Source organism: Seohaeicola sp., from assembly GCF_048006315.1.
GTDB lineage: Bacteria > Pseudomonadota > Alphaproteobacteria > Rhodobacterales > Rhodobacteraceae > Seohaeicola.
In genome coordinates this window covers 1,699,622-1,722,137 of record NZ_CP180350.1, presented here as the reverse complement: position 1 = coordinate 1,722,137, position 22,516 = coordinate 1,699,622, and the positions used below count along the sequence as shown (strand labels likewise).

General features: G+C 61.8%; 20 protein-coding genes. 10 read left to right on the top strand and 10 right to left on the bottom strand.

Annotated elements, in window-relative coordinates:
* Positions 1-63: 63 nt before the first annotated feature.
* Complete coding sequence (locus tag ACMUJL_RS08690; RefSeq protein ID WP_375568936.1) at positions 64-1,170, bottom strand: enolase C-terminal domain-like protein; 1,107 nt, start codon at positions 1,168-1,170, stop codon at positions 64-66.
* A gap of 319 nt (positions 1,171-1,489) precedes the next feature.
* On the opposite strand from ACMUJL_RS08690, the gene ACMUJL_RS08685 reads away from it, so the two are divergent.
* The 6 genes from ACMUJL_RS08685 to ACMUJL_RS08660 all read left to right on the top strand — a co-directional run bounded on the left by ACMUJL_RS08685 (position 1,490) and on the right by ACMUJL_RS08660 (position 7,130).
* Entirely contained in the window at positions 1,490-1,696 is a 207-nt protein-coding gene (locus ACMUJL_RS08685; RefSeq protein WP_375568938.1) for a hypothetical protein, read from the top strand.
* Between the two features lie 409 nt (positions 1,697-2,105).
* Positions 2,106-3,350 carry a branched-chain amino acid ABC transporter substrate-binding protein gene (locus ACMUJL_RS08680; protein WP_416914218.1) on the top strand — a complete coding sequence of 415 codons (1,245 nt, stop codon included), beginning with the start codon at positions 2,106-2,108 and terminating at the stop codon, positions 3,348-3,350.
* Between the two features lie 87 nt (positions 3,351-3,437).
* A complete protein-coding gene (locus ACMUJL_RS08675) occupies positions 3,438-4,394 on the top strand; it encodes a branched-chain amino acid ABC transporter permease (RefSeq protein ID WP_068293494.1) in 957 nt (318 codons plus the stop codon).
* Complete coding sequence (locus ACMUJL_RS08670; RefSeq protein ID WP_068293496.1) at positions 4,391-5,674, top strand: branched-chain amino acid ABC transporter permease; 1,284 nt, start codon at positions 4,391-4,393, stop codon at positions 5,672-5,674. The genes ACMUJL_RS08675 and ACMUJL_RS08670 overlap by 4 nt, the downstream gene beginning before the upstream one ends.
* On the top strand, positions 5,671-6,429 hold the full coding sequence (locus ACMUJL_RS08665; RefSeq protein WP_068293510.1) for an ABC transporter ATP-binding protein: 759 nt from the start codon (positions 5,671-5,673) through the stop codon (positions 6,427-6,429). Before ACMUJL_RS08670 ends, ACMUJL_RS08665 begins: the two co-directional genes overlap by 4 nt.
* Complete coding sequence (locus ACMUJL_RS08660; RefSeq protein ID WP_375573964.1) at positions 6,426-7,130, top strand: ABC transporter ATP-binding protein; 705 nt, start codon at positions 6,426-6,428, stop codon at positions 7,128-7,130. Before ACMUJL_RS08665 ends, ACMUJL_RS08660 begins: the two co-directional genes overlap by 4 nt.
* Before the next feature lie 262 nt (positions 7,131-7,392).
* Here the strand turns inward: ACMUJL_RS08660 and ACMUJL_RS08655 are convergent, their stop codons facing one another.
* From ACMUJL_RS08655 to ACMUJL_RS08615, 9 genes are all read right to left on the bottom strand, one after another.
* Positions 7,393-7,581, bottom strand: coding sequence for a hypothetical protein (locus ACMUJL_RS08655; RefSeq protein WP_375568945.1), 189 nt, complete (start codon positions 7,579-7,581; stop codon positions 7,393-7,395).
* Between the two features lie 115 nt (positions 7,582-7,696).
* Positions 7,697-10,774 (bottom strand): efflux RND transporter permease subunit, encoded by a 3,078-nt coding sequence (locus ACMUJL_RS08650; RefSeq protein WP_375568947.1) that lies wholly within the window; start codon positions 10,772-10,774, stop codon positions 7,697-7,699.
* Positions 10,771-12,003 (bottom strand): efflux RND transporter periplasmic adaptor subunit, encoded by a 1,233-nt coding sequence (locus ACMUJL_RS08645; RefSeq protein WP_375568949.1) that lies wholly within the window; start codon positions 12,001-12,003, stop codon positions 10,771-10,773. Before ACMUJL_RS08645 ends, ACMUJL_RS08650 begins: the two co-directional genes overlap by 4 nt.
* Before the next feature lie 22 nt (positions 12,004-12,025).
* Entirely contained in the window at positions 12,026-13,249 is a 1,224-nt protein-coding gene (gene hemA / locus ACMUJL_RS08640) for a 5-aminolevulinate synthase (protein ID WP_375573966.1), read from the bottom strand.
* 324 nt (positions 13,250-13,573) lie between these two features.
* Complete coding sequence (locus tag ACMUJL_RS08635) at positions 13,574-15,208, bottom strand: acyl-CoA synthetase (protein WP_375568951.1); 1,635 nt, start codon at positions 15,206-15,208, stop codon at positions 13,574-13,576.
* A gap of 4 nt (positions 15,209-15,212) precedes the next feature.
* Positions 15,213-16,013 carry an enoyl-CoA hydratase gene (locus tag ACMUJL_RS08630; protein ID WP_375568953.1) on the bottom strand — a complete coding sequence of 267 codons (801 nt, stop codon included), beginning with the start codon at positions 16,011-16,013 and terminating at the stop codon, positions 15,213-15,215.
* Between the two features lie 23 nt (positions 16,014-16,036).
* Positions 16,037-16,486, bottom strand: a complete 450-nt coding sequence (locus ACMUJL_RS08625; RefSeq protein ID WP_068291703.1) for an OsmC family protein — start codon at positions 16,484-16,486, stop codon at positions 16,037-16,039.
* A gap of 28 nt (positions 16,487-16,514) precedes the next feature.
* Positions 16,515-17,654: a glycine cleavage T C-terminal barrel domain-containing protein gene (locus ACMUJL_RS08620; RefSeq protein ID WP_068291654.1), complete on the bottom strand. Its 1,140-nt coding sequence runs from the start codon at positions 17,652-17,654 to the stop codon at positions 16,515-16,517.
* Between the two features lie 162 nt (positions 17,655-17,816).
* Complete coding sequence (locus ACMUJL_RS08615; RefSeq protein ID WP_068291655.1) at positions 17,817-18,308, bottom strand: Lrp/AsnC family transcriptional regulator; 492 nt, start codon at positions 18,306-18,308, stop codon at positions 17,817-17,819.
* Positions 18,309-18,618: 310 nt separating this feature from the next.
* On the opposite strand from ACMUJL_RS08615, the gene ACMUJL_RS08610 reads away from it, so the two are divergent.
* The 4 genes from ACMUJL_RS08610 to ACMUJL_RS08595 are packed head-to-tail and all read left to right on the top strand — an operon-like array spanning position 18,619 to position 22,515.
* Positions 18,619-19,602, top strand: a complete 984-nt coding sequence (locus ACMUJL_RS08610) for a TRAP transporter substrate-binding protein (RefSeq protein ID WP_068291657.1) — start codon at positions 18,619-18,621, stop codon at positions 19,600-19,602.
* A 59-nt stretch (positions 19,603-19,661) separates the two neighbouring features.
* Positions 19,662-20,219 carry a TRAP transporter small permease gene (locus ACMUJL_RS08605; protein WP_068291659.1) on the top strand — a complete coding sequence of 186 codons (558 nt, stop codon included), beginning with the start codon at positions 19,662-19,664 and terminating at the stop codon, positions 20,217-20,219.
* The gene (locus ACMUJL_RS08600) at positions 20,216-21,496 is read left to right on the top strand and encodes a TRAP transporter large permease (protein WP_068291661.1); all 1,281 of its coding nucleotides are present in this window, start codon (positions 20,216-20,218) and stop codon (positions 21,494-21,496) included. The genes ACMUJL_RS08605 and ACMUJL_RS08600 overlap by 4 nt, the downstream gene beginning before the upstream one ends.
* Complete coding sequence (locus ACMUJL_RS08595) at positions 21,493-22,515, top strand: 4-hydroxythreonine-4-phosphate dehydrogenase PdxA (RefSeq protein WP_375568957.1); 1,023 nt, start codon at positions 21,493-21,495, stop codon at positions 22,513-22,515. The genes ACMUJL_RS08600 and ACMUJL_RS08595 overlap by 4 nt, the downstream gene beginning before the upstream one ends.
* Position 22,516: the final 1 nt, after the last annotated feature.

Sequence of the window (22,516 nt, the reverse complement as noted above, 5' to 3'; positions counted from 1 at the left end):
GGACTCCGGTTTCAGAGCCCCCGTCGTCTTGCTGGGGTTGATGCGGCGCGGCCCGAAAGCCGCCTAGGCATAAAGGCCAAACCCGGGTTGATCCGACACCCTCAGGCTGTTGCCTGATGGCTTTGCGTGACCGGAAAACTGGTTGGCTGTCCAATCCGCATATTCAAGGAAATGTGCATTCGGAATGGCCGCCAAAAGGTGGCTGCTGATTTCAGGGTAAAGGTGGGAAGAGACTTTGATCCCGTATTTGTCGGCAAGCCTTGCTGCTCTGAGCCACTGCGTAACGCCGCCGATTTTGCCGACATCAGGCATGAGATATCTGCTGGCAGACAGCCGCAAAGCGCGATCCACTTCCGTCGGTGACCACAGGTTTTCGCCAATCTGGATCGGAGTTCTGAGCGTGGATTGCAGGGCGGCTGTCTCTTCAAGAAGGTCGGCATGGATCGGTTCTTCGATCCACAGCAGGCCAAGCCCGTCGATTTCCGCGCATCTCCTGATTGCCTCGGACGGTGTAAGTCCTTGGTTGTAATCCACCATCAACTGGATTGAGGATCCAAAGGCATTGGCAAGCATGTCCAGTGCGCCCATGTCACCTGCCAGGGTTTCATAACCAAGGCGAAGTTTCATGGTTGTGTTGCCGTTCTTCAGAAAACTCTCGGCTTGCTGCCTGATCGTCCGTTGATCACCGATCCCAAGCCCCGAGCTTTCATAAGTCCTGACCTCGGTCGACGTTCCCCCGAGTACGCGGTGGAGCGGTTGGCCAATCGCTTTTCCGACCAAATCCCAGACAGCCATGTCCACGGCGGCCATTGCCATGGTGACGATGCCGGTGCCGCCAAAAAGCTTGAAATGCCGAAGTATCTTGTCAGTTACGTTTTCTGGCAGGCACGGGTCGCCGCGGACCACTTGAAACACCGCTTTCGTCGCCTCGTTGAGCGCAGGTAGAAGCGTTCGATTTGGAGAAAAAAGATAGCTTTCACCGGTCACGCCGCATTCCGTCATGACCTGAACGATCAAAAGTGGGGCGACCTCCAATGATCCGCTTGATGTTTGCAATGGTGTTGGCAGGGCGGGATATGCTGTCTCTAGGCGGATTGACGACAGGTGCAAACCGGATACCTGCTCGCTGATCTTGGCGGGAAGGATCGATGCATGCGTTGTTTCAAACATTGTTCAGGTCCAGATTGCAGGGTCTTGCAGAAGTCATAAGCACCACGACCAATCCGGCAAGTGGAACATGGCGGCCCTGATTTTGCAGTTCAAAGGATTGATGGGAACGGGGCACGGCGCGTGGTTGTCACGCAGCCTCGCAGTTCTTCAGTCATTGCCAAAATGAAAATGCGCCAACCATCAAGGTTCGCCCTGACGGACCGCGTTGCAGCCTCTTGAACCGCGCCGGCTGTCCGTCGTCAGAGACTTTCGGACTTTTCCAGCCGTTTCGCAACGATGGCTCTGGTCAAGTTCCTTTTTCGGTTTGGGTTTCAGCGGCTTGGCGCTGCAACTGGCGTTTCTGGATCGTTTGCTTCTCGATCTGCGACTTCATTTTCAAATTCGTCGCTCTCTTGCCGCGATCCCCTCGCGGCGGCAGGGCGCGGCGCGGCTCTCCTGCCTGGTCGGCCTTTTGGCGCCACGGTCAGTCGGTTTTGATTCTGTCTTTGGAGCGGTTGTCCGTGTTTTCGACAGTGATGCAGTTTGATTTTCCGCATCGCGGAAGTTGTGGCAGAAACGCCGTAACGTCACGGTAAAATAAATCCGGCCCGCTTCCGGGGCTGAATTGACCCCCAAGTGGCAGTTTTTGCACCTGCAACATCGGCAGGTCCTGGCGTGGTGCCTCCTGCCGAAGAGAGCGCCGGTTCGCCTTGAAAAAGAATGGCAATCGCACTTCGCCATTTTCGCGGAACGATATTCTGCATTGCGGCATATGCCGGTGAAATATGACTCTGCGGCACCGGATTTTCGCGCGCGCCTGCCGGATTGCGCCGCCCCGCGCACAACCTGCGGGTCTGTCAAATGCTTGACTTGTGGTCATCCTGTGCAAGGCTTTTCGATATCGGCCTGCGCTGAAAACACAAATGAATTTGCAGGGCTGATCTTGGGAGGGAAGAATGAGAACAATCGTAAAACGCGGCACTGTTGCCGCCCTGTCGCTTGCTGTCATGGCATCCGCGGCCTTTGCAGAGAACGTGAAGATCGCCTTCATCGATCCACTGTCTGGCCCCTTCGCCTCAACCGGCATCAACGGCCTGCACCAGTATGAATTTGCAGCGGAAGCCCTTGTGAACGCCAATGGCGGTGTTCTGGGGGGACAGAAATTCGAGATCATGGGTTTTGACAACAAGATCAGCCCCAAGGAGTTGCTGATCCAGCTGCAGGTGGCGATTGACCAGGGCATTCGCTACGTGGCGCAGGGCAACAGCTCGGGCGTGGCGAACGCGTTGACCGAAGCGATCGACAAGCATAACCGCCGCAATCCGGACAACCGTGTGCTGTTTCTGAACTATTCGGCTGTCGATCCTGCGCTGACCAATGACAAGTGCAATTTCTGGCATTTCCGCTTTGACGCCAATGCCGATATCAAGATGGATGCGCTGACCGATGTGATGGCTGTGGATGACAGCATCAAGAAGGTCTACATCATCGGACAGGACTACAGCTTTGGCAAGGCTGTCGCCTCGGCGGCGGTCAGCTTTCTCGAGGCCAAGCGCCCCGATATCGAGATTGTCGGCAACGAACTGCACCCCATCGGCAAGGTGAAGGATTTCACGCCCTATGCGCGCAAGATCGTGGCCTCGGGGGCTGATGCGGTGATCACCGGCAACTGGGGTTCGGACATGCTGAACCTTGGCAGATCGATCATTGAAAACGGATTCGAGGGGCCGATCTACACCTATTACGCGGCAGCCGACGGGATCACCGCGGCCTTTGGCGAAACCGGCAAGGGGTCGCTGCGGCTGGTGTCGGAAGGCCCGCTGAACCCGATCGCTTCGGATCGGGCGGCAGAGTATGTCAAGGCGTTCAAGGCCAAGTATCCTGATGGCAACGTCAGCCAAGCGCGCATCACCAACGTGATCGAAATGCTGGCCCGCGCCATCAACGATGCCGGCACCGCCACCGACGTTGTCGCCGTGGCCAAGGCGCTGGAAGGCATGGAACATGACAGTCTGTGGGGCGGCAAGATCCTGATGCGTCCCCAGGACCACCAGGCGATCCAGGATGTGCATATCTTTGCGCATACCAATGAAGCCGTGCAGTTCGACTACGACAATTCGGGATACGGCATGGTTGTCGAAAGCTCGGTTGTCATGGCTTCGGCCGATGCGCCGACCACCTGCAACATGACGCGCCCCTGAGCTGCGCTTCATCCCGGCCCCGTGCGCCTGTGCCGCGCGGGGCCACACCTGCAAGAAAAATGACCTGAAAAACAGGGGGAGTGAGGCATGGACCTCATACTGGTGAACCTTATCGACGGTTTGGTCACGGGGCTGTTGCTGTTCATGCTGTCCGCGGGCCTGACACTTATTTTCTCGATGATGGGCGTCTTGAACTTTGCCCATGCCAGTTTCTACATGTTGGGGGCCTATTTCGCCTATCAGATCAGCATCTATCTGGGGTTCTGGATGGGGCTGCTTGTTGCGCCGCCTCTGGTGGGCATCGTGGGGGCTGCGGTCGAACGCTATGGTCTGCGCCGGGTGCACCAATATGGCCATGTGCCCGAGTTGATCTTTACCTTCGGACTGGCCCTGCTGATCGAGGAACTGGTGAAGTTCATCTGGGGCAACGACCAGATTGCCTATCGGATTCCCGAAATTCTGGAAGGCGCGGCCTTTTCGATCTCGAGCTATGACATCCCGGCCTACAAGGTGTTCATGATCTTTCTGTCGCTGGGGATATTCGCGGGGCTGCTGTTTGTCCTGACGCGTACCCGCGTGGGCATGATCATTCAGGCCGCACTCAGCTATCCGCGCACCGTCGAGGCGCTTGGGCATAACGTGCCGCTGGTCTTCATGGGCGTCTTTGGCGTGGGCACGGCGCTGGCGGGCGTGGCGGGGGTGATCGCCGGGCCGGTTCTGTCGACCTTTCCGGGCATGGCCTTCGTGCTGGGGTCGATCGTTTTCGTGACAATCGTGATTGGCGGCCTGGGCAGTCTGGGCGGCGCGCTTGTTGCGGCGTTGATCATCGGCTGGATGACGACCTTCGCCAAAGCCTACAACATTCGCATGGAGGATATCCTGACCAGTCTTGGCTTTACCAAGCCCGAGCCGGTTTGGGACAGCGCATGGGCCGATCTGTGGACACTGACCTCGCCGCAGATTGCCGATATCTTGCCCTATCTGCTGATGATCCTGATCCTTGTCTTCCGCCCGCACGGCCTGTTTGGAAAGCGTGACGTATGATGCAGAATCCGGACAATACCCAAGGCCGCATGGATGGCGGCATATCGATGAGAACGGCCATGCCCTGGATCCTGGCGGCGCTGCTACTGCTGGTCATGCCGTTTGTCTTTCAATCCAACAGTGCCATCACGATCATGAACCAGATGGGCATCACCATCGTTTTTGCGCTGAGCTACAACATGTTGCTGGGGCAGGCGGGAATGCTGTCCTTCGGTCATGCCGTCTACATGGGCGTGGGCGGTTTCGTCTGCGTGCATGTGATGAACTGGGGCATTTTCGGCAGTATCCCGCTGCCGGCCCTGCCGCTGGTGGGCGGGATCTTCGGCATGCTTCTGGCCTGCGTCGTGGGCTATTTTTCCACCCGAAAGGCGGGCACCGTCTTTGCCATGATCTCGCTTGGTGTGGGCGAGCTGATCGCTGCCTGTTCGGTGATCATCGTTGTGTTTTTCGGGGGCGAAGAGGGCGTTTCCGGTGACCGCACCTATGGTTTGCCGTTCTTTGGCGTCGAGTTTCTGAACCAGGTCGAGGTCTATTACCTGACCGCGGGCTGGCTGCTGATCTCGGCGATGCTGATGTATCTGTTCTCGCGCACCCCGATCGGACGCATGGCCAATGCCGTGCGCGACAACCCCGAGCGGGCCGAATTTCTGGGCTATTCCTCGCGCTGGGTGCGGTACAATTCCTTCGTGGCGGCCGGTTTCTTTGCCGGTATCGCGGGGGGGCTTTTTGCCATCAACTACGAGATCCTGACCGAGGAAAACCTGAACCTGACCACCTCGGGCTCGATCCTGCTGGTGACGTTCCTTGGCGGTGTGGGGGTCTTTTTCGGGCCCGTGGTGGGGGCGATCGTCTTTACCCTGCTGCAAACGGTCCTGAGCCTCGAGACCGAGATCTGGTCGCTTTACGTGGGCGCGCTGTTCGTGGCGACGGTTATGTTTTTCCCCAGCGGTCTGGCCGGGGTCATGCAGATGCATGTCGTTCCCATCAAGCTGGGCAAGTGGCGGCTGCTGGTCATGCCCTATGTCACTACCCTGGTGCCGGCGATTTTCTGCATCATCGGCGTGTCGGGGCTGATCGAGGTCCTGTTTCATGCGCGCCACGCGGCCATCGGGGAAACCGAAATGACGCTCTTTTGGGTGACCTTCCAGCACACAGCGATCTTGCCATGGGTGGTTTTTGCCCTGCTCGCGCTGAGCGGCTTCTGGTTGGCGCGCAGGAATGCACCCTCTCTGCTGGATGCATGGCACAGGGCAAACACACCGGATGGGGCGGATACATGACAGCGGCACTGGACATCAAGGGTTTGCGCAAGAGCTTTGGCCAGACCGAGATCATTCGCGGCATAGACCTGTCGATCAACAGGGGCGAACGCCATGCGATCATCGGGCCGAACGGGGCGGGAAAATCGACCCTTTTCAACCTGATCACCGCGCGTTTCCCGCCCACCTCGGGCAGCATCAGCCTGCATGGGCGCAATCTTCAGGGGCTTGCCCCCTACCAGATCAACCGGCTTGGCCTGTCGCGGTCGTTCCAGATCACCAATATCTTTCCCAAGATGTCGGTCTTCGAGAATGTGCGCTGTGCGCTCTTGTGGGCGCAGGGCTATCGCTATTCGTTCTGGAACATGGTCAGCCGCTCGCGCGCGCTGACCGAAGGCGCCGACGCGATACTGGAGCAGATCAACCTGAGCCAGAGGCGCGATCTGCCTGCGGGCGTTCTGTCATATGCCGAACAAAGGGCGCTGGAGATCGGCATCACAATCGCCGGTGGCGCCGATGTGATCATGCTGGATGAGCCCACCGCCGGCATGAGCCATTCCGAAACGGATTATATCGTCGAGCTGATCCGCACCGTGACCGAAGGCAAAACGCTGGTCATGGTGGAACATGACATGGGCGTCGTCTTTGGCCTGGCAGACCGCATTTCGGTGCTGGTTTATGGCGAGATCATCGCAACGGGCGCACCCGCCGAGGTGCGCGCGAACGCCCGCGTACAAGAGGCCTATCTGGGCGCCGCTTTGGAGGCAGAACACTGATGCTGGACGTCACTGACATGCATGCCTATTACGGCAAGTCGCATATCCTTCAGGGTGTGTCCCTGAATGTCCAGGAGGGCGAGATCGTCGCCCTGCTGGGGCGCAACGGTGTGGGGCGGTCGACCACGTGCAAGGCGATCATGGGCGAGCTGGAACCCCTAGGATCGGTGCGTTTCAAGGGGCAGGAGATCGCCGGCAAGAAGGCCTATGAAATCGCCAATCTCGGTATCGGTTACGTGCCTGAAAACCGCGATATCTTTCCAGGGCTGACAACCCGGCAAAACCTGACCCTTGGGCTGAAACCCGGCCAGAAGGACGGGATGGGGCGCTGGTCGATGCAAAACATGTTCGAGATGTTTTCCAACCTCAAGGAGCGCGCCGATGTCGAGGCCTCGGTGCTGTCGGGGGGCGAGCAGCAGATGTTGACCATGTGCCGCACCCTGATGGGCGACCCCGATTTCGTGATGATCGATGAACCCACCGAGGGGCTTTCGCCGCAGATGGTGCGCAAGGTGGCCGATATCCTGCAGGAGATCGCCCGCCGCGGCATTGCCACCTTGCTGGTCGAGCAGAAATTGTCGATTGCCATGGACATTGCCGACAGGGTTTATGTGATGGGCCATGGGCAGGTCGTGTTCGAGGGCACCCCCGACGATCTGCGCAGACGTGACGATGTGCGCAAGGAATGGCTTGAGGTGTAGGCCGGACCTGCGCGGCGGTGATGTGCGGTAAAGGTGCGACAGCAGTTTATCCCCCGGCATTGGGCATTGATCCGGGGCGTTTGGGCCGCATCGCGGACTGGCAGGACCGCCATGTGCAAGCGGAAGAATTCGCGGACAGCGCGGTGCGGATCCTGCGCTGTGGGCAGGGTGTCTATTTCAACGCCGCAGGCGGACCGCGATGATCAAGCGCTTTTTGTTGCTGCTTTGCCTTGGCCTTTCCGCAACAGGACTTGACCCTCTATCACGAGTTCAGCTGCAGCGCGTCCGGTGAAATCTGAGGTACTTCCGGTTTCCTGGACAGGATTGGCGCTTTCCAGATGCTGGTCTGATCCGTCGTTCCTTGCGTCGCATGGTAGAACGACGGCAGCGGGATCGGCAGCAAAGCATATTGCTGGCCCATGGACAGGTTCGGATGGTCGGGTTCGATCATGCCGTGCCTCGCTTCCCACCCCATGGCTTGAGCTTTCTGTCCCAGGAAAAGCTGCGGCCACGACCCAGTTTTCCGGGACCACCTCAATGAAGATCTCCGGGGCCGGGGTCTGGCGTCAGGGCAGCCCGCGTGCGCCCGCCAGTCGCCTTCCCGCATGACGAAGGTTGCGGACACTCAGGGTCCTTGCCGCAATGCTTGCCTGATGGGCGAGAAGCGCCATGCCCGGCAGCAGCAGCAGGCTCAGCACGGTGGACAGCGCGACCCCGCCAATCACCGTCAGCGCCATGGGTTGACGGAAGGCCGCGCCCTCAAGTCCGGGCAGTGCGGCCGGAACCATGCCGGCGATCATGGCCAGGCTTGTCATCAGGATCGGCCGTGTCCGGTCCCGTGTCGCCTTCATCAGGGCCTGCGCCATCGTCATCTTCCCGCGCTGCAACCGTTGCGCCCTGTCGATCAGCAGAATGCCGTTCTTGGCCACGATGCCGAAAAGCAGCAGCATGCCGATCAGCACGGGCAGGGACAGCGGCAGGCCTGTCGCGACAAGTACACCCATTCCCCCCGCCAGTGAGAAAAGCAAGGACACCAGAATGACCATGGTCTGTCCCGCAGATCGGAACATCACCAGCAAGGTCGCCGTCAGCAACATGAGGCCAGAGCCCATCGCATCTGTCAGGTCTCGCATCATGTCCTGCCTCAGCGCCGTATCGCCTGCAGGCAGCAGGACAAGGCCGGGCAATCTGTCTTGATGGGTCTCTACGGTCATTTTCGCGACACGCGCGATGTCACGCCCGGCAGCATCGTCGGTTGGGTCCGCCACGATGCGCTGTACGTAAAGCCCGTCCCGTCGTGACAGGGCAAGCGACGAAAGATGCATGTCGATCCCGCCCAGGGCCGCGAACGGAACCCTTCCGCCCTCAGGCAGACGCAGCCCCAGGAAGGCCAGATCCGGCATTGCCGTTCCAGGGCCCCGATCCATCAGGCCGATATCCATGTAGACCGGAACACCGTCCTGCCGCGGAAGATCCAGATAGGTGACCGGGGTGTCCCGTGACATCGAAAGGATGTCCATGATCTGCACGATCCGGGCATGCTCCAGGCCAAGAGGGCGCAGGATCTCGGGGTCGGTGGTCAGCCGGATCTGTGGAAGCCAGCCGCCGGGAACAATGGGGGCGGGGCCCGCCTGATCCATGCTGGATATGGCGCGCATGACTTCGGTGACGGCTGTTTCCAGCGTGGTGCGATCGGGTGCCGCGATATCCAGCGCCAGCTTCGGCAATCCGTTTGCCTTCAGAACGGCGGCTGTCATGTCCGGCTGCGCTTCCAGGATCGCCCGTATGGCATCTTCTGCCACAAGCGATCCGTCCGTCGCGATCATCAGTCTTGCATTTTGATCAAGCGCGGTGGGAAGCAGCATCGTCACCGAGGCAACCCGCTGGTCCCCGAGCAGGGATTTTTCCACCTCTCGCAGGTTTTCGCGGCGTCGATCCTGCGCCATGGCGGATGGCTGCGCCAGTTCGACCCATATTGTTCCGCTGCGATCCATCGGTATGAACGAACCTGGATGCTTCATTGCGGCGACTATGGATCCTGCCGCGATAACAAGCGCCCCTGCCACGCCAAGCCAGCGCAGCCTGAGGCTGCCGATCAGCAAGCCATGATAGCGCCGCGTGATCGGGCCGCTTGGCCGCGTCTTTGCGCGCTTGCCTGCAACGTCGGGGAAACGCGCGGCCAGAGGCGGGATCACAAGGCGCGACACGGCAAGCGACATGATCGTTGCGATGCAGAGCGTGGATCCGAAAGCCCAGAAATAGCGCCCTGCCTCACCCGGCATTGCGGCGACCGGCGCGAAGACGGCAAGGATCGCAAGGCTTGTGCCGATGACGGGCAAGGCGATGTCACGAACCGCTTGCGCCACGGCCTTGCGGGCCTTGATGCCACGGGCCATGTATTTGTGGATATTCTCGATTTCCACGATCGCGTCATCCACAAGGATGCCGGATGCCAGTGTCAGGGCAAGCAGACTGACGATGTTCAGGCTCAGGCCAAGCAGGTCCATGACCAACAGCGTGGGCAGGACCGACAGCGGCAGCGCACAGGCTGCCAGCATGGTGGCCCGTGATGCCCGCAGCGTCAGGGCGATCACGGCGATCACCAGAACGGCCCCTTCCAGAAGAGCACGCCGCGTTGCCGCAAGCGATGCGATCGCCCTGTCTGCCGGGCGGTGCACCACATCCATCTGCAGGTCAGGCAGCCTGCCGGCCAGTTGCACCAATTGGTCGTCGATTTCGGTCAGGACAGTGCCAAGGTCGGCGGCAGGATCGACATGGACCTGCACGAAAAGTGCAGGCTGGCCATCATGATGCGCGATCCAGTCACCGTTTGTCGCGCTTTGCCTCACCTCTGCCACGGCGGCAAGCGGGACGGTCGATCCCTGTCCGCTGCGCAGCGGCAACCGGTCCAGCACATCCGTCACGTTGTTCTGCGGGCCGGATTGGGACAGGCCCAGCATGACTGTCCCCGCATGCGGATCGGTGGGCATGACTGCCCCCGTGGCGCGGCCGGCGCCGGATGCGATCTGTTGCATGACTTCATCAAGGGTCAGATCCGCATCTTCAAGCCGCCCAAGGTCCGGCCGGATCGTGATCCCATGCCGCTGTGCGCCGCTGACGGTGATGTCGGTCAGCCCGTCGATCTGGCGCAGCGCGGGGCGGATGATGTCCCGCATCGTCAGGCTGGCGCGCAGGATGTCGCGGTCGCGCGGAACGATGGCAATGTCGACTGCGGCCTGTTCCCGCGATGAAAGTGCCCTGATGCCGTTCATGCGAAAGGCGATGTCCAGATCCGGGATCAGCGCATTGATCCTGTCGGAAACAAGCGCCACCGTGTCTTGCGCGGAACGGGAATCGCGCAGATTCAATGTCAGTTCCACCCCTGAGGGTCTGACCTTGGACCGGATCGCGGTGATCTGTGGCAAGGCTGCAAGCGCCTGCTCGACAGGCTGCGCCAGGTCCTTGTCCATCCGCTCGAGTGAGGCGTTGTCCGCCTCAAGATGCAGCGCAATCCGGTTGTCGCCCAGTTCCGGAAGATATGTGAGCGGCATCTGCAGACCGGCGCGCAAGCCGAGGACAGCCAGAATGCAGATGATCACCAACGGCAGCCATGGATGGCGCAGCGCCCAGTCTGCAGGTCTCATCTTGACGCCTGCACAGCCATGATGCGGGCATCGGCATCCGACCAGGCAAGGCGCTTTCGCGGCTCCGGCACCGGTTGCACGGGGCTGCCGTCCCGCAGCAGGGAACCGGCAAGCGTTGCAATGGTCGCGCCTTCCGGCAGCCCGTCCTTGATCTCGGCCAGATCGCCATCTGGACGCGCGGCGATTGCCACGGGCGTCGCGACGGCCTGCCCGTCAACGATCCGCAGCACGCCGGGACCCGACGGCAACTGAACAAGCGCCGACGACGGGATCAGCATCGCCATGCGCCGTTCCGTGATGATCTGGCCCCGCACATGGGATCCGGCGACAGACGGGACATCGTCTTCCAGGGCCACAGTGACCTCTGCAAGCCCGCCGCTGTCGCTATTGCCCGGTGCGATGCGGGTGACGGCACCGCGCGTCGTCAGGCCATCGGCCAGCCACAACTGCACGGGCTGTCCCGCTTGAATACGCGCCAGTCTGCCCGGCGGAACCTGCAGGACGGCTTCCATCCGGTCGCCCTGGGCCAGGCTGATCAGGGCGGTGCCCGGCGGCGGTGTCGCGCCGGGATTTGCATCGACCCGCATGACGCGGCCCGCAACCGGCGCCAGGATCGTCATCTCGTCCACAAGCGTTGTCGCGCGGTTGGCAAGGATGCGCAGCATCTCGGCTTTCACCAGGGCCTGTTCCAACCGGCTCTGGCGCGCCTCGGCATCAAGCGCGGCACGTTCCAGCGCGCGCAATGCATCAACCCGCTGCACATCGGATGATGCGCCTTTTTGCGCCAGTTGCGACAGCCTTTCGACGGTGGCATTCCGTTGCGCCACTTCCGTTTTCGCCAGTTGCACAAGGCTTCGGGCCTCTGCGACCTCGGCCAGGGCGGATTGCAATTCACCTTGTGCCAGCAAAAGCGCATGCCGGGCCTCTTCGGTCTCCAGCCGGGCCAGAACCTCGCCTTGCCGGACAAGGGCGCCCTCGTGAACCAGCAATTCGGCTACCGGCGCCGGGGTCCGCGGCATGGCAAGCGTGATGACATTGGAGGGCCGCACATGGCCGAAGGCATGCAGCACCTCTTCGACGGGTTGCAGGCTGGCCGTCAATACGGTGATGGTCGCAGGCCGCGCGCCGCTGTCGGCCTGCCCTGTCTGCGTGGCCGTCAAGGACAACGAGCCATAGGGGGTCAAGAGAAGCACAAGCCCTACAGCCCCGGCCGTGATCATCCATTTCATGACAGTTCTCCCAAGGCTGCGGTCATGCGCTCATTTCGGCGCGATTCAGCGCACAGTGCGACCACAACGCGTCCATGGCGTGCACAAGGCGGTCCATCTCCTTGGGTCCATGCACCGGCGAGGGCGTGAAGCGCAGCCTTTCGGTGCCGCGCGGCACGGTCGGGAAGTTGATCGGCTGGACATAGATGCCGTAGCCGTCCAGCAGCATGTCCGACAGCTTCTTGGTATGCACCGGGTCGCCCACGATCACCGGCACGATATGGCTGCCATGGTCGATGATCGGCAGCCCCAGCCCCTTGAGCCGGGTCTTGAGGATCTTCGCCTGGGTCTGGTGCTGCTCGCGCAGGCCATGATCGCGCTTGAGATGCGCCACCGAGGCTGCGGCCCCCGCCGCGATCGCCGGCGGCAGCGATGTGGTGAAGATGAAGCCCGGCGCATAGGAGCGGATCGCGTCGCACATCTTGGCCGAGGCCGCGATATAGCCGCCCATCACGCCGTAGGCCTTGGCCAGCGTCCCGTTGATGATGTCCAGGCGGTGCATCAGCCGGTCGCGTTCCGCCACCCCCGCCCCGCGCGGGCCGTACATGCCCACGGCATGGACCTCGTCGATATAGGTCAGCGCGCCGAATTCGTCGGCCAGATCGCAGATCGCCTCGATCGGGCCGAAATCGCCATCCATCGAATAGACCGATTCGAAGGCGATCAGCTTGGGCGCTTTCGGATCGTCGGCGGCCAGCAGCTCGCGCAGATGGGCCACGTCATTGTGGCGGAAGATGCGCTTGGCCCCACCGTTGCGGCGCACGCCCTCGATCATCGAGGCATGGTTCAGCGCATCCGAATAGATGATCAGGCCGGGGAACAGCTTGGGCAGCGTGCTCAGCGTGGCATCATTGGCGATATAGGCCGAGGTGAACAGCAGCGCCGCTTCCTTGCCATGCAGGTCGGCCAGTTCCTTTTCCAGCCGCTTGTGCCAGACCGTCGTGCCCGAGATGTTCCGCGTGCCGCCCGATCCCGCACCGGTCGCATCCAGCGCCTCGTGCATCGCGGCCAGAACCGCCGGGTGCTGCCCCATGCCCAGGTAATCATTGCCGCACCACACGGTGATCGGTGCCTCGGTCCCGTCAGGCTTGCGCCAGACGGCATGCGGAAAATGCCCGCGCTGACGCTCGATGTCGATGAAGGTGCGGTAGCGGCCTTCCTTGTGCAGGTTGTTGATCGCCTGATCCAGCTGGGCCGAATAGTCCACCGGCATCCCCCGGCCCTCAGGCGCACAATTTACCTGGAACGGCACCTGTCTGCATTGTCCGCAATTCTTGCAGGGGCTCGGGGTCACGCTTTGTGTGTCCAGCATGGGATCTTTCCGTTCCAAATGACTTTGATCGAAGGCTTCAGGCCTCAATCTGCGGGAAGGCGAAGATCGGGGGCAGAACGAAAAGTAGGATCAATGATCCTACCAAGGTCTGAATCGCCGCCTGGAACCCTTGCGTCAGCGCGGTCAGCCCTGCCGCCGCTGGCCGTATGGCGGCAGGGGGGTAGGGGGCAGATCAGCCCCCTGCCGAATGCGGACCTTTCAAGCCTGGGGTGTCACCAGGCGTTCGCGCAGGGCGAATTTCTGGATCTTGCCGGTCGAGGTTCGCGGAATCGGCATGAAGATGAACCGTCCGGGCACCTTGTAGGGGGCCAGCTGTTCGCGGCACCATTGTTGCAGCAGATCGGCATCCAGATGCTGACCCGGCGCGACTTCGATATAGGCGCAAGGTGTCTCGCCCCATTTTTCATGCGGCATGGCGACGACGGCCGCGACGGCCACGGCCGGATGCCGGTAAAGGGCCTCTTCGACTTCGATGGATGAGATGTTCTCGCCACCCGAAATGATGATGTCCTTCGACCGATCCTTGAGCTGGATGTAACCGTCAGGATGCATCACACCCAGATCGCCGGAATGGAACCAGCCGCCGGCAAAGGCCTCTTGCGTGGCCTTCGGATTGCGGAAATAGCCCTTCATCACGACATTGCCGCGAAACATCACCTCGCCCATGGTCAGGCCATCGCGCGGCACGGGCTGCATCGTGTCGGGATCGAGCACGGCCAGCCCCTCTAGCGGCAGGTAGCGTACGCCCTGGCGGGATTTCAGTTTCGCCTGTGCCGGACCCGGCAGATCGGACCAGCCCGCGTGCCAGTCGTTGACGACGGCCGGGCCGTAGGTTTCGGTCAAACCGTAGAGATGCGTGACATCGAAACCCGCGGTTTTCATGTCGGCCAGCAATGTCTCGGGCGGTGGGGCGGCGGCGGTGAAGAACTGCACCGTGTGCGCCAGGGGCCGTTTTGCCGCCTCGGGGGCCCCGATCATCAGAGACATGACGATCGGCGCGCCGCAAAGATGCGTGACGCCATGATCGGCAAGGGCGTTCCATATCTGATCCGCCCGCACCTGTCGCAGGCAGACATGGGTGCCGATGATCGCGGACAGCGTCCAGGGAAAGCACCAGCCGTTGCAGTGAAACATCGGCAGGGTCCACAGATAGACCGCGTGTTTGCGCATCGAGGTTGTCAGCGCGTTGCCCTGTGCCAGAAGATAGGCCCCCCGATGATGCGAGACCACGCCCTTTGGGTCCCCGGTCGTGCCGGAGGTGTAGTTGATCGAAATGGCATCCCATTCGTCCGTGGGCATGAGCCAGGCAAAATCGGGATCGCCCGTGGACAGAAACGCCTCGTACTCGGGCAAACCGTCATGCACCGGCGTCGCGTCGAACATGGGGTCGTCATAGCGGATCAGCAGCGGGCTTACCGTCGCCAGCGCCAGCGCCTCTTGCATCAGGGGCAGGAATTCCCGATCGACGATCACGACCTTCGCCATGGCATGGTCAAGCTGAAAGGCGATGATGGCGGCATCCAGCCGGGTGTTGATCGCATGCAGGACCGCGCCGCACATCGGCACGCCGTAATGGCATTCCAGCATGGCGGGTGTGTTTGCCAACAGGACCGATACCGTATCGCCGCGCAGGGTGCCCTGTCCCGCAAGCGCAGAGGCCAGTTGCCGCGCGCGTGAATAGAAGTCGGCATAGCTGCGTCGCAGACTGCCGTGAATGATGGCCGTATGGTCTGGAAAGACGGTCGCCGCCCGTTCCAGAAACCCCAGCGGCGTCAGCGGCTGGTGGTTCGCGGGATTTCGGTCCAGGTCGGTGTTGTAAGGGTTGGCATCCATCGGATCAGGCATCCTGCCATTGGGCTGCGCGTTTTTCGATGAAGGCGCCGATGCCTTCTTCGGCGTCCCGCGCAAGCATGTTGTCGACCATCACGCTGGAGGCATAGGCATAGGCCTGCGCCAAAGGCATGTCCCGCTGCGCGTAATAGGCGCGCTTGCCTGTCGCCAGGGTCATGCTGGATTTGCCGGCGATCTTGCGCGCCATCTGCATCGTCGCATCCCGCAGGTCCTCGGGTGGCACGGCGCGGTTGACCAGCCCGATCTCGGCAGCGCGGACGGCCGATGTCATGTCCCCGGTCAGCAGCATTTCCATCGCGTGCTTGTCCGCCACATTGCGCGACAGGGCCACCATCGGGGTCGAGCAGAACAGCCCGATATGCACGCCTGGTGTGCTGAATTGCGCGGTGTCGGCGGCAATCGCCAGATCGCAGCTGGCGACCAGCTGACAGCCTGCCGCCGTCGCGATGCCGGCAACCTCTGCGATCACGGGCTTGGGGCAATGGATGATCGCCTGCATGACGCCGGAACACATTGCCATGATCCTCGCAAAATAGGCTTTGCCACCTGCAGGCCCGGCACGGCCCGCCGTCATTTCCTTGAGGTCATGGCCCGCGCAGAAGGCAGGCCCGGTCGCCGCCAGGATGATCACGCGCACGCTGGGGTCCTGACCTGCGGCGATGAAGGCCGCACCCAGTTCGCCCAGCATCGCCTCGGACAGGGCATTGCGCCTTGCGGTGTCGTTGAGGGTCAGGCGCAGAATGCCCGCGTCGTCCTGTTCGCGCAGCAAGATGGTTTGTTCGGTCATGAAGGCGGCTCCTGTGGCGCGGTTCAGAGGATGTTGATCTCGACGCTGTCGGCCAGCGTGTTGGCGATGAAACAGTACCGGTGGGCACGGTCCTGCATCTGCGCCAGCGCCGCGTCGTCAACCGCGAAACCGGTGTCGAAGCGGACAACCGGGTGCAGGTCGATGCGGGTGACGGACATCTGTCCCCTGGCGTTCTTGCCCAGATGGGCCTCGGCGTGATCGTGATAGCTGGCCACCGGCCAGCCCGCTTTCGCGGCAAGCGCCAGAAAGGTCATCATGTGGCAGCTGGACAGGGCCGATGCGAGGGCCTGTTCGGGGTTGGTATTCTCGGCCGCGCCGCCCCAGTCCGGGGCGGCGTCGACCTGCAGGTCGTAGCGATCGTTGAACTGGACCGTATGCGCGTTCGCATACTGGCCGGGTTCCAGCGCAGCTTCGCTGCGGTGCCAGTGCAACGAGATCGAAAGGGCGGACATCACGCGGTTCCTCAAATCAAAGATGCAATCATGCCGCGGCAAGCTTCTTCTTGGGGTCGAAGAAGGGACGCTCGACGATGGTAGCGGCTGTGGGGCCGGACGGGGTGATCACCTCGATCTCCAAGCCGATATGGGCGTGATCCGCAGCGACCATGGCCAGTGCGATGTTCTTGTCCAGCCGCGGCGAATAGACCGCTGACGTGACCTTGCCGATAGCGATGCCGTCCTTGTGGATGGGCCAGAAGGTGGTGTTGGGGCCCTGCATCGGTGCGCAATCGATGATCAGGCCGACCTGCTTGCGGGTGACACCCTCCTGCTGGATGCGCTGCAGCGCGGCCTTGCCGATGAAATCGGCCTCCATGTCGAGGTTCACCAGGCGGTCCAGACCCAGCTCATAGGGGTTCGTGTTGATATCCGCATCGGCGTGATAGGACAGCATGCCGCCTTCGATCCGGCGGATCGACGAGGTGTGGCCGGGTTTCAGCCCGAACGCCATCCCGGTTGCCATGATGCGTTCCCACAGCGCGTCGCCATGGGCGCTGTCGCGCAGATAGATCTCGTAGCCCAGTTCGCTGGACCAGCCCGTGCGCGAGACGATCAGCGGAATCCCATCCAGATCGACCTCGCGCAGCCAGTAGTATTTCAGGTCCATGATGCTGTCGCCAAAGAGGGCCTGCATGATCTCGCCCGACTTGGGGCCCTGCAACTGAAGGGGCGACACATCGGGCTCGCCGATCGTGACATCAAGGCCGGAATGCACCGCAACACCCTGCGCCCACAGCAGGATGTCGCTATCGGCAAGCGAGATCCAGAAATGGTTTTCCGCCAGGCGCAGCAGGATCGGATCGTTCAGGATCCCGCCCTCGGCATTGGTGATCAGCACGTATTTGCACTGCCCCACCGCCATGTTCGACAGGTCGCGCGGCGTCAGCATCTGGACGAACCTTGCGGCATCCGGGCCGGTGATCTCGACCTGGCGCTCGACAGCCACGTCGCACAGGATGGCGTCATTTACGAGGTTCCAGAAATTCTGTTCCGGGTCGCCGAAATCGCGCGGGATATACATGTGGTTATAGACGGAAAACCCTTTTGCCCCCCAACGGACCGTGGCCTCGAAATAGGGGGATTTACGGATCTGCGTGCCAAAACCGAAGCCGTCTGATGTCATCTTTTTCGCCCTTTTTGCGTCGCCGGCGACAGGGCCGGGGACAGACTGAAACTGGCGAAAACCTACGGGCGAACCCGGCGCGAATGTGGACCAAAGAAATCCAGACTTCAGACCGAACGGGCCGTTTTTTGGGCAGAATGCAAACCGTTCGGTCGCGCGGCCTTATCGGCCGGCATGCGCGGCCAGTTTGGCAAGGTTGGGCCGGCTTGCCTTGACGCTGCGAGTCGCGATGTAGGTCATGTAGCGGTCGACCCCGATCTCGGCATCCTGCATCGCCTGCATCAGCGTCTGGAACAGGGCCAGACTGGGGCAGATGACCTTGAGCACGTAATCCATGCCGCCACCTGTCGCGATGCATTCGGTGAATTCGTCATGGGCTTTGACGAAGGCCTCGAACCGGTCGAAATCGGCGGTTCTGTGATGGGTCAACGAGACGGTCACGATGACCTGCACGAAGTCGCCGATCTGCCCCAATGCGATATCGCTGTGATATCCCTTGATGAAGCCAGCCGCCTTGAGCCGGTCAAGCCGCGCCCAGCACGGTGTGGGCGAGATATTGACGATCTCGGCAAGCCTTGTCTTGCTCAGCGGCCCATGCTGCTGCATCGCACTGAGGATGCGAATATCCGTCGCATCAAGGCCAAACCTTTTCATTCGTTCGCGTCTCTTGCTTCCTGTTGGCGGCAGATTGACCTTCACAGGGCTGTCGGCCATTTTCTTGAATGACCCTATCACCCGGATCGGTCGGGGGCGTCGGAATTTGCGACCCATTCCCTGCCAACCGCGTCCATTTGGTGTGGTTCAGCCCCAATCACGAAGTGACAGAGCGACAGCCGCCGTGATGCCATTTGGTTATTGAAGGATCAGGCCTTTCCATTAGTCGCGACGCCGAGCATACACTAACCCTTCTCTCGAGAGACCCCGGGCCACGGGCGCGGAGGCTCTGTCTGGAGGAGGAAAACCCATGTTTCATGTCACGAAAGGCCTGTCTGCAGGCCTGATCTTCGCCGTCGCCTCGATCGGTGCGGCTCCCGTCATGGCCGATACCTATATCGTGGCCGTCGGCGCCGCATCCAACAGCCTGCAAGGTCAGAGCGCTGCACGCTTTGCCGAGGAGTTGCAGGCCAAGCTGGGTGACGCCCACAAGATCGAATTCTACGCCGATGCGCAGCTTGGCGACGAGAAGGAGCTGATGCAGAAGCTGCGCCTCGGCACCGTGCACTTCACCCTGATCTCTTCGATCATGACCAACGTGTCCCCCGAGTTCGGCCTGTTCGAGATGCCGTTCCTGGTCAAGGACCGCGCGCATCTGAAAGCGATCGACGCCCAGATCGTGCGGCAGGAACTTGCGCCCAAGGCCGAAGAACAGGGCCTTCACGTCGTCTCGACCTGGGAAAACGGCTTCCGCCACATCACAAACAACACGCGCCCGATCAACACGCCTGCCGATCTGGCCGGTTTGAAGATCCGCACCCCCTCGTCCGAATGGCGGGTCGCGATGTTCAAGGAATGGGGCGCAAACCCGACCGCCATGTCCTTCTCCGAGGTGTTTGTCGCCTTGCAGACCGGCACGATGGACGGCCAGGAAAACCCGCTGACCAATATCGTCGGCGCGAATTTCCAGGAAGTGCAGAAATACCTCAGCGTGACCGGCCATGTCTATTCGCCGACCTACCTGACGACAGGCCTCAAGGTCTGGGAAGGGCTGCCTGATGATGTGCGTGCCGCCGTCGATGCGGTGGCCGCCGATGTGCAGGACTGGTCCTTGGAGAAGGGCGAAACAGCCGACAATGAACTGGTCGCCAAGGTGCAGGCTGCGGGTGTTGCCGTGAACGAGGCCGACAAGGCCGCCTTCATCGCGGCCTCCGCCCCGGTCTACGAGGCTTTTGCCGCGCAGGTTCCCGGCGGGGCCGATCTGGTCAGCCGCGCGCAAGCCTTGGCCGACTGATCCGATCATCAAGTGCCGGCCGGACATTGGTCCGGTCGGCCCATCCCTGGTGTTGCAACATGCTTTCACTCATCGAAAAGGCGCTTCTGCGCGTGGTCGAGACCATCGGTCTGGCCTTGCTTCTGGCGCTGACTTTCGCGGTCATCTACGCGACCACCATGCGCTATTTCGGGGCCTCGCCCAGCTGGTATGACGAACTGGCCAGCGTTCTGCTCGCCTGGCTGACCTATTTCGGCGCGACCTATGCCGTCTTCATGCGGGCGCACATGGGGTTTGGCGGCCTCGTCACCGCGTTGCCACGCCGGTTTGCCGTCGCCCTGACGCTGCTGTCGGAAGGTCTTGTGCTGACCTTCTTCGTGCTGATCGCATGGTTCGGGTATCACGTGCTGGCGGTTGCGGCCTATGACTCGTTGCTCAGCCTGCCATGGCTGACCCTCGACATCGTGCAGGCGGTGATCCCGCTGACGGCTGTCCTCATGATCATCGGCACCCTGCTGACCTTGCCGCGCGCCCTGCGTGACGCAGCCGCCGGGATCGACGCCGAACATGCCGAGATCGCCCATGCCATCGCCGAAGCCGAGGCCGAGATCCGGCAAGACAAGGACAAGTCGAAATGATCCTTCTTCTGACCACCATGGCATTGATCACGCTCATCATGATCAACGTGCCCATCGCCGTGTCCATCGGCCTGGTCGCCGTCGGAGGGTTCCTGATGACGTCAGGCACCTCCAGCCTCTATGACGTGGCGATCGCGCTTTATACCGGCGCCACCTCCTTTCCGCTGATTGCCATTCCGCTGTTCATCCTTGCGGGCAACCTCATGAACACCTCGGGCATTTCGGTGCGGCTGATCAACTTCGTCACGGCGCTGATCGGTTTCGTGCGCGGTGGCCTGGGCATGGTCAATATCGGCGTGTCGATGGTCTTTGCCGAAATATCGGGCTCTGCCGTGGCGGATGTCGCGGCCACCGGCACCGTGCTGATCCCCGAGATGAAGAAGCGTGGCTATTCCCGCACCATGGCGGCGGCGATCACGTCATCCTCGGCATCGCTTGCGATCATCATTCCGCCCTCGATCCCGATGATCCTTTACGGCGCGATTGCCGAAGTCTCGGTGCTCAAGCTGTTTGTCGCTGGTATCGTGCCGGGCGTTCTGGGCGGGTTCCTCCTGATGGTGGTGACCTACCTTCTCGCCGTCCGCTACAACCTGCCGCGCGACGAGCGTTTCGATCTGTGCAACGTCTGGCGCACCTTCCGCGAGGCGTTCTGGGCGCTGACCATGCCGGTCATCATCCTGGGTGGCATCTTTTCGGGTCTTGTCACCGCGACCGAAGGCGCGGGCCTGGCGGTGCTGGCGGCACTGGTGATCGGTCTCTTCATCTACCGTGACCTTGATGTGCGCCGCCTGCGCAAGACCATGCTGGACGGTATCAGCCAGACCGGCGTCGTGATGTTCCTTGTTGCCACATCCGCAGCCCTTGGTCTGTTCCTGACCCAGGCGCAGGTGCCGCAGCAACTGGCCGCGCAGATCACCGAGTTCACGACGAACCCCTGGGTCGTGCTGGCGCTTCTGAACCTGCTCTTGTTCATGCTTGGCATGTTCCTGCACGGGGCGGCGGCGATCATCCTTGTCGTGCCGATCGTGCTGCCGCTGGTGCGCGAGGTGGGGATCGACCCGATCCATTTCGGCATCATCGTGACCCTGAACCTTGCCATCGGGCAGCAGACCCCGCCGGTGGCCTCGGTGCTGATCACGGCCTGTTCCATCGCCAAGGCCGGCATCTGGGAAACCACCCGCACCAACCTGCCTTTCATCGCGGTGCTGGCCTTCATCCTGCTGCTGGTCACCTATGTGCCCTTCGTATCGCTGGGCCTGACGGAGTATCTGCAATGACCGATCCAAAACCCCGCCTGATCCTGACCCTTGGCGATCCCGCCGGGATCGGGTCCGAACTGGTGGCCAGGCTTCTGGCTGATCCCGAGGCGCGCGACATGGCCCATGTGCTGATCCTGGGGGATGAGGCCGAGTTGCAGGATGGCATGGCGATAGCAGGCGCAGAGTTCCCGTATCGCCGTGTCACCGATCCTGCGGCTTTGGGCCAGACCCCCGATCTGCCGCTGTTCCTGTCCAAGGGGCGCACCGCCCCCGATGGCGGATGGGCGCGGGCTGAAGCGACGGCAGCAGGTGGGCAGCACTGTCTGGATACGCTGGGGTATGGTCTGGACATGGTCGCGCGCGGCCAGGCCGATGCGCTGGTCTTCGCGCCGCTCAACAAGGCCTCGCTGCATGCGGCGGGCATGACCCAGTCGGACGAGTTGCACTGGTTCGCCGACCGTCTGGGCCATAACGGCACCGTGTCCGAGATCAACGTGATGGAAGGTCTCTGGACCAGTCGCGTCACCAGCCATGTTGCCCTGCGCGATGTGGCCGACCTCATCACCGGGGACAAGATCATCGAAGCCGCGCGCCTGATCCATGCAGCACTGCGCGAGGCGGGGCATGAAAACCCCCGGATCGGTGTCTGCGGGCTGAACCCGCATAACGGTGACAACGGCAATTTCGGCACGGAAGAGATCGAGATCATCGGCCCCGCCGTTGAACGCGCCCGTGCCATGGGGCTGCCGGTCGAGGGGCCATATCCCTCGGACACCATCTTTCTCAAGGCCGTGGCCAAGGAACTGGATGCCATCGTGACGCTCTATCACGATCAGGGCCAGATCGCGATCAAGCTGCTTGGCTTCTGGCAGGGGGTGACCGTGCAGGGCGGTCTGCCCGTGCCCATCACCACCCCGGCGCATGGCACCGCCTTCGATATTCGCGGTCAAGGCAAGGCCCATGTCGGCCCGATGCGGGCGGCATGGACCATTGCAAGCACCATGGGCCGCCGCGCCCGTTCCTTCAAATCATCATAAC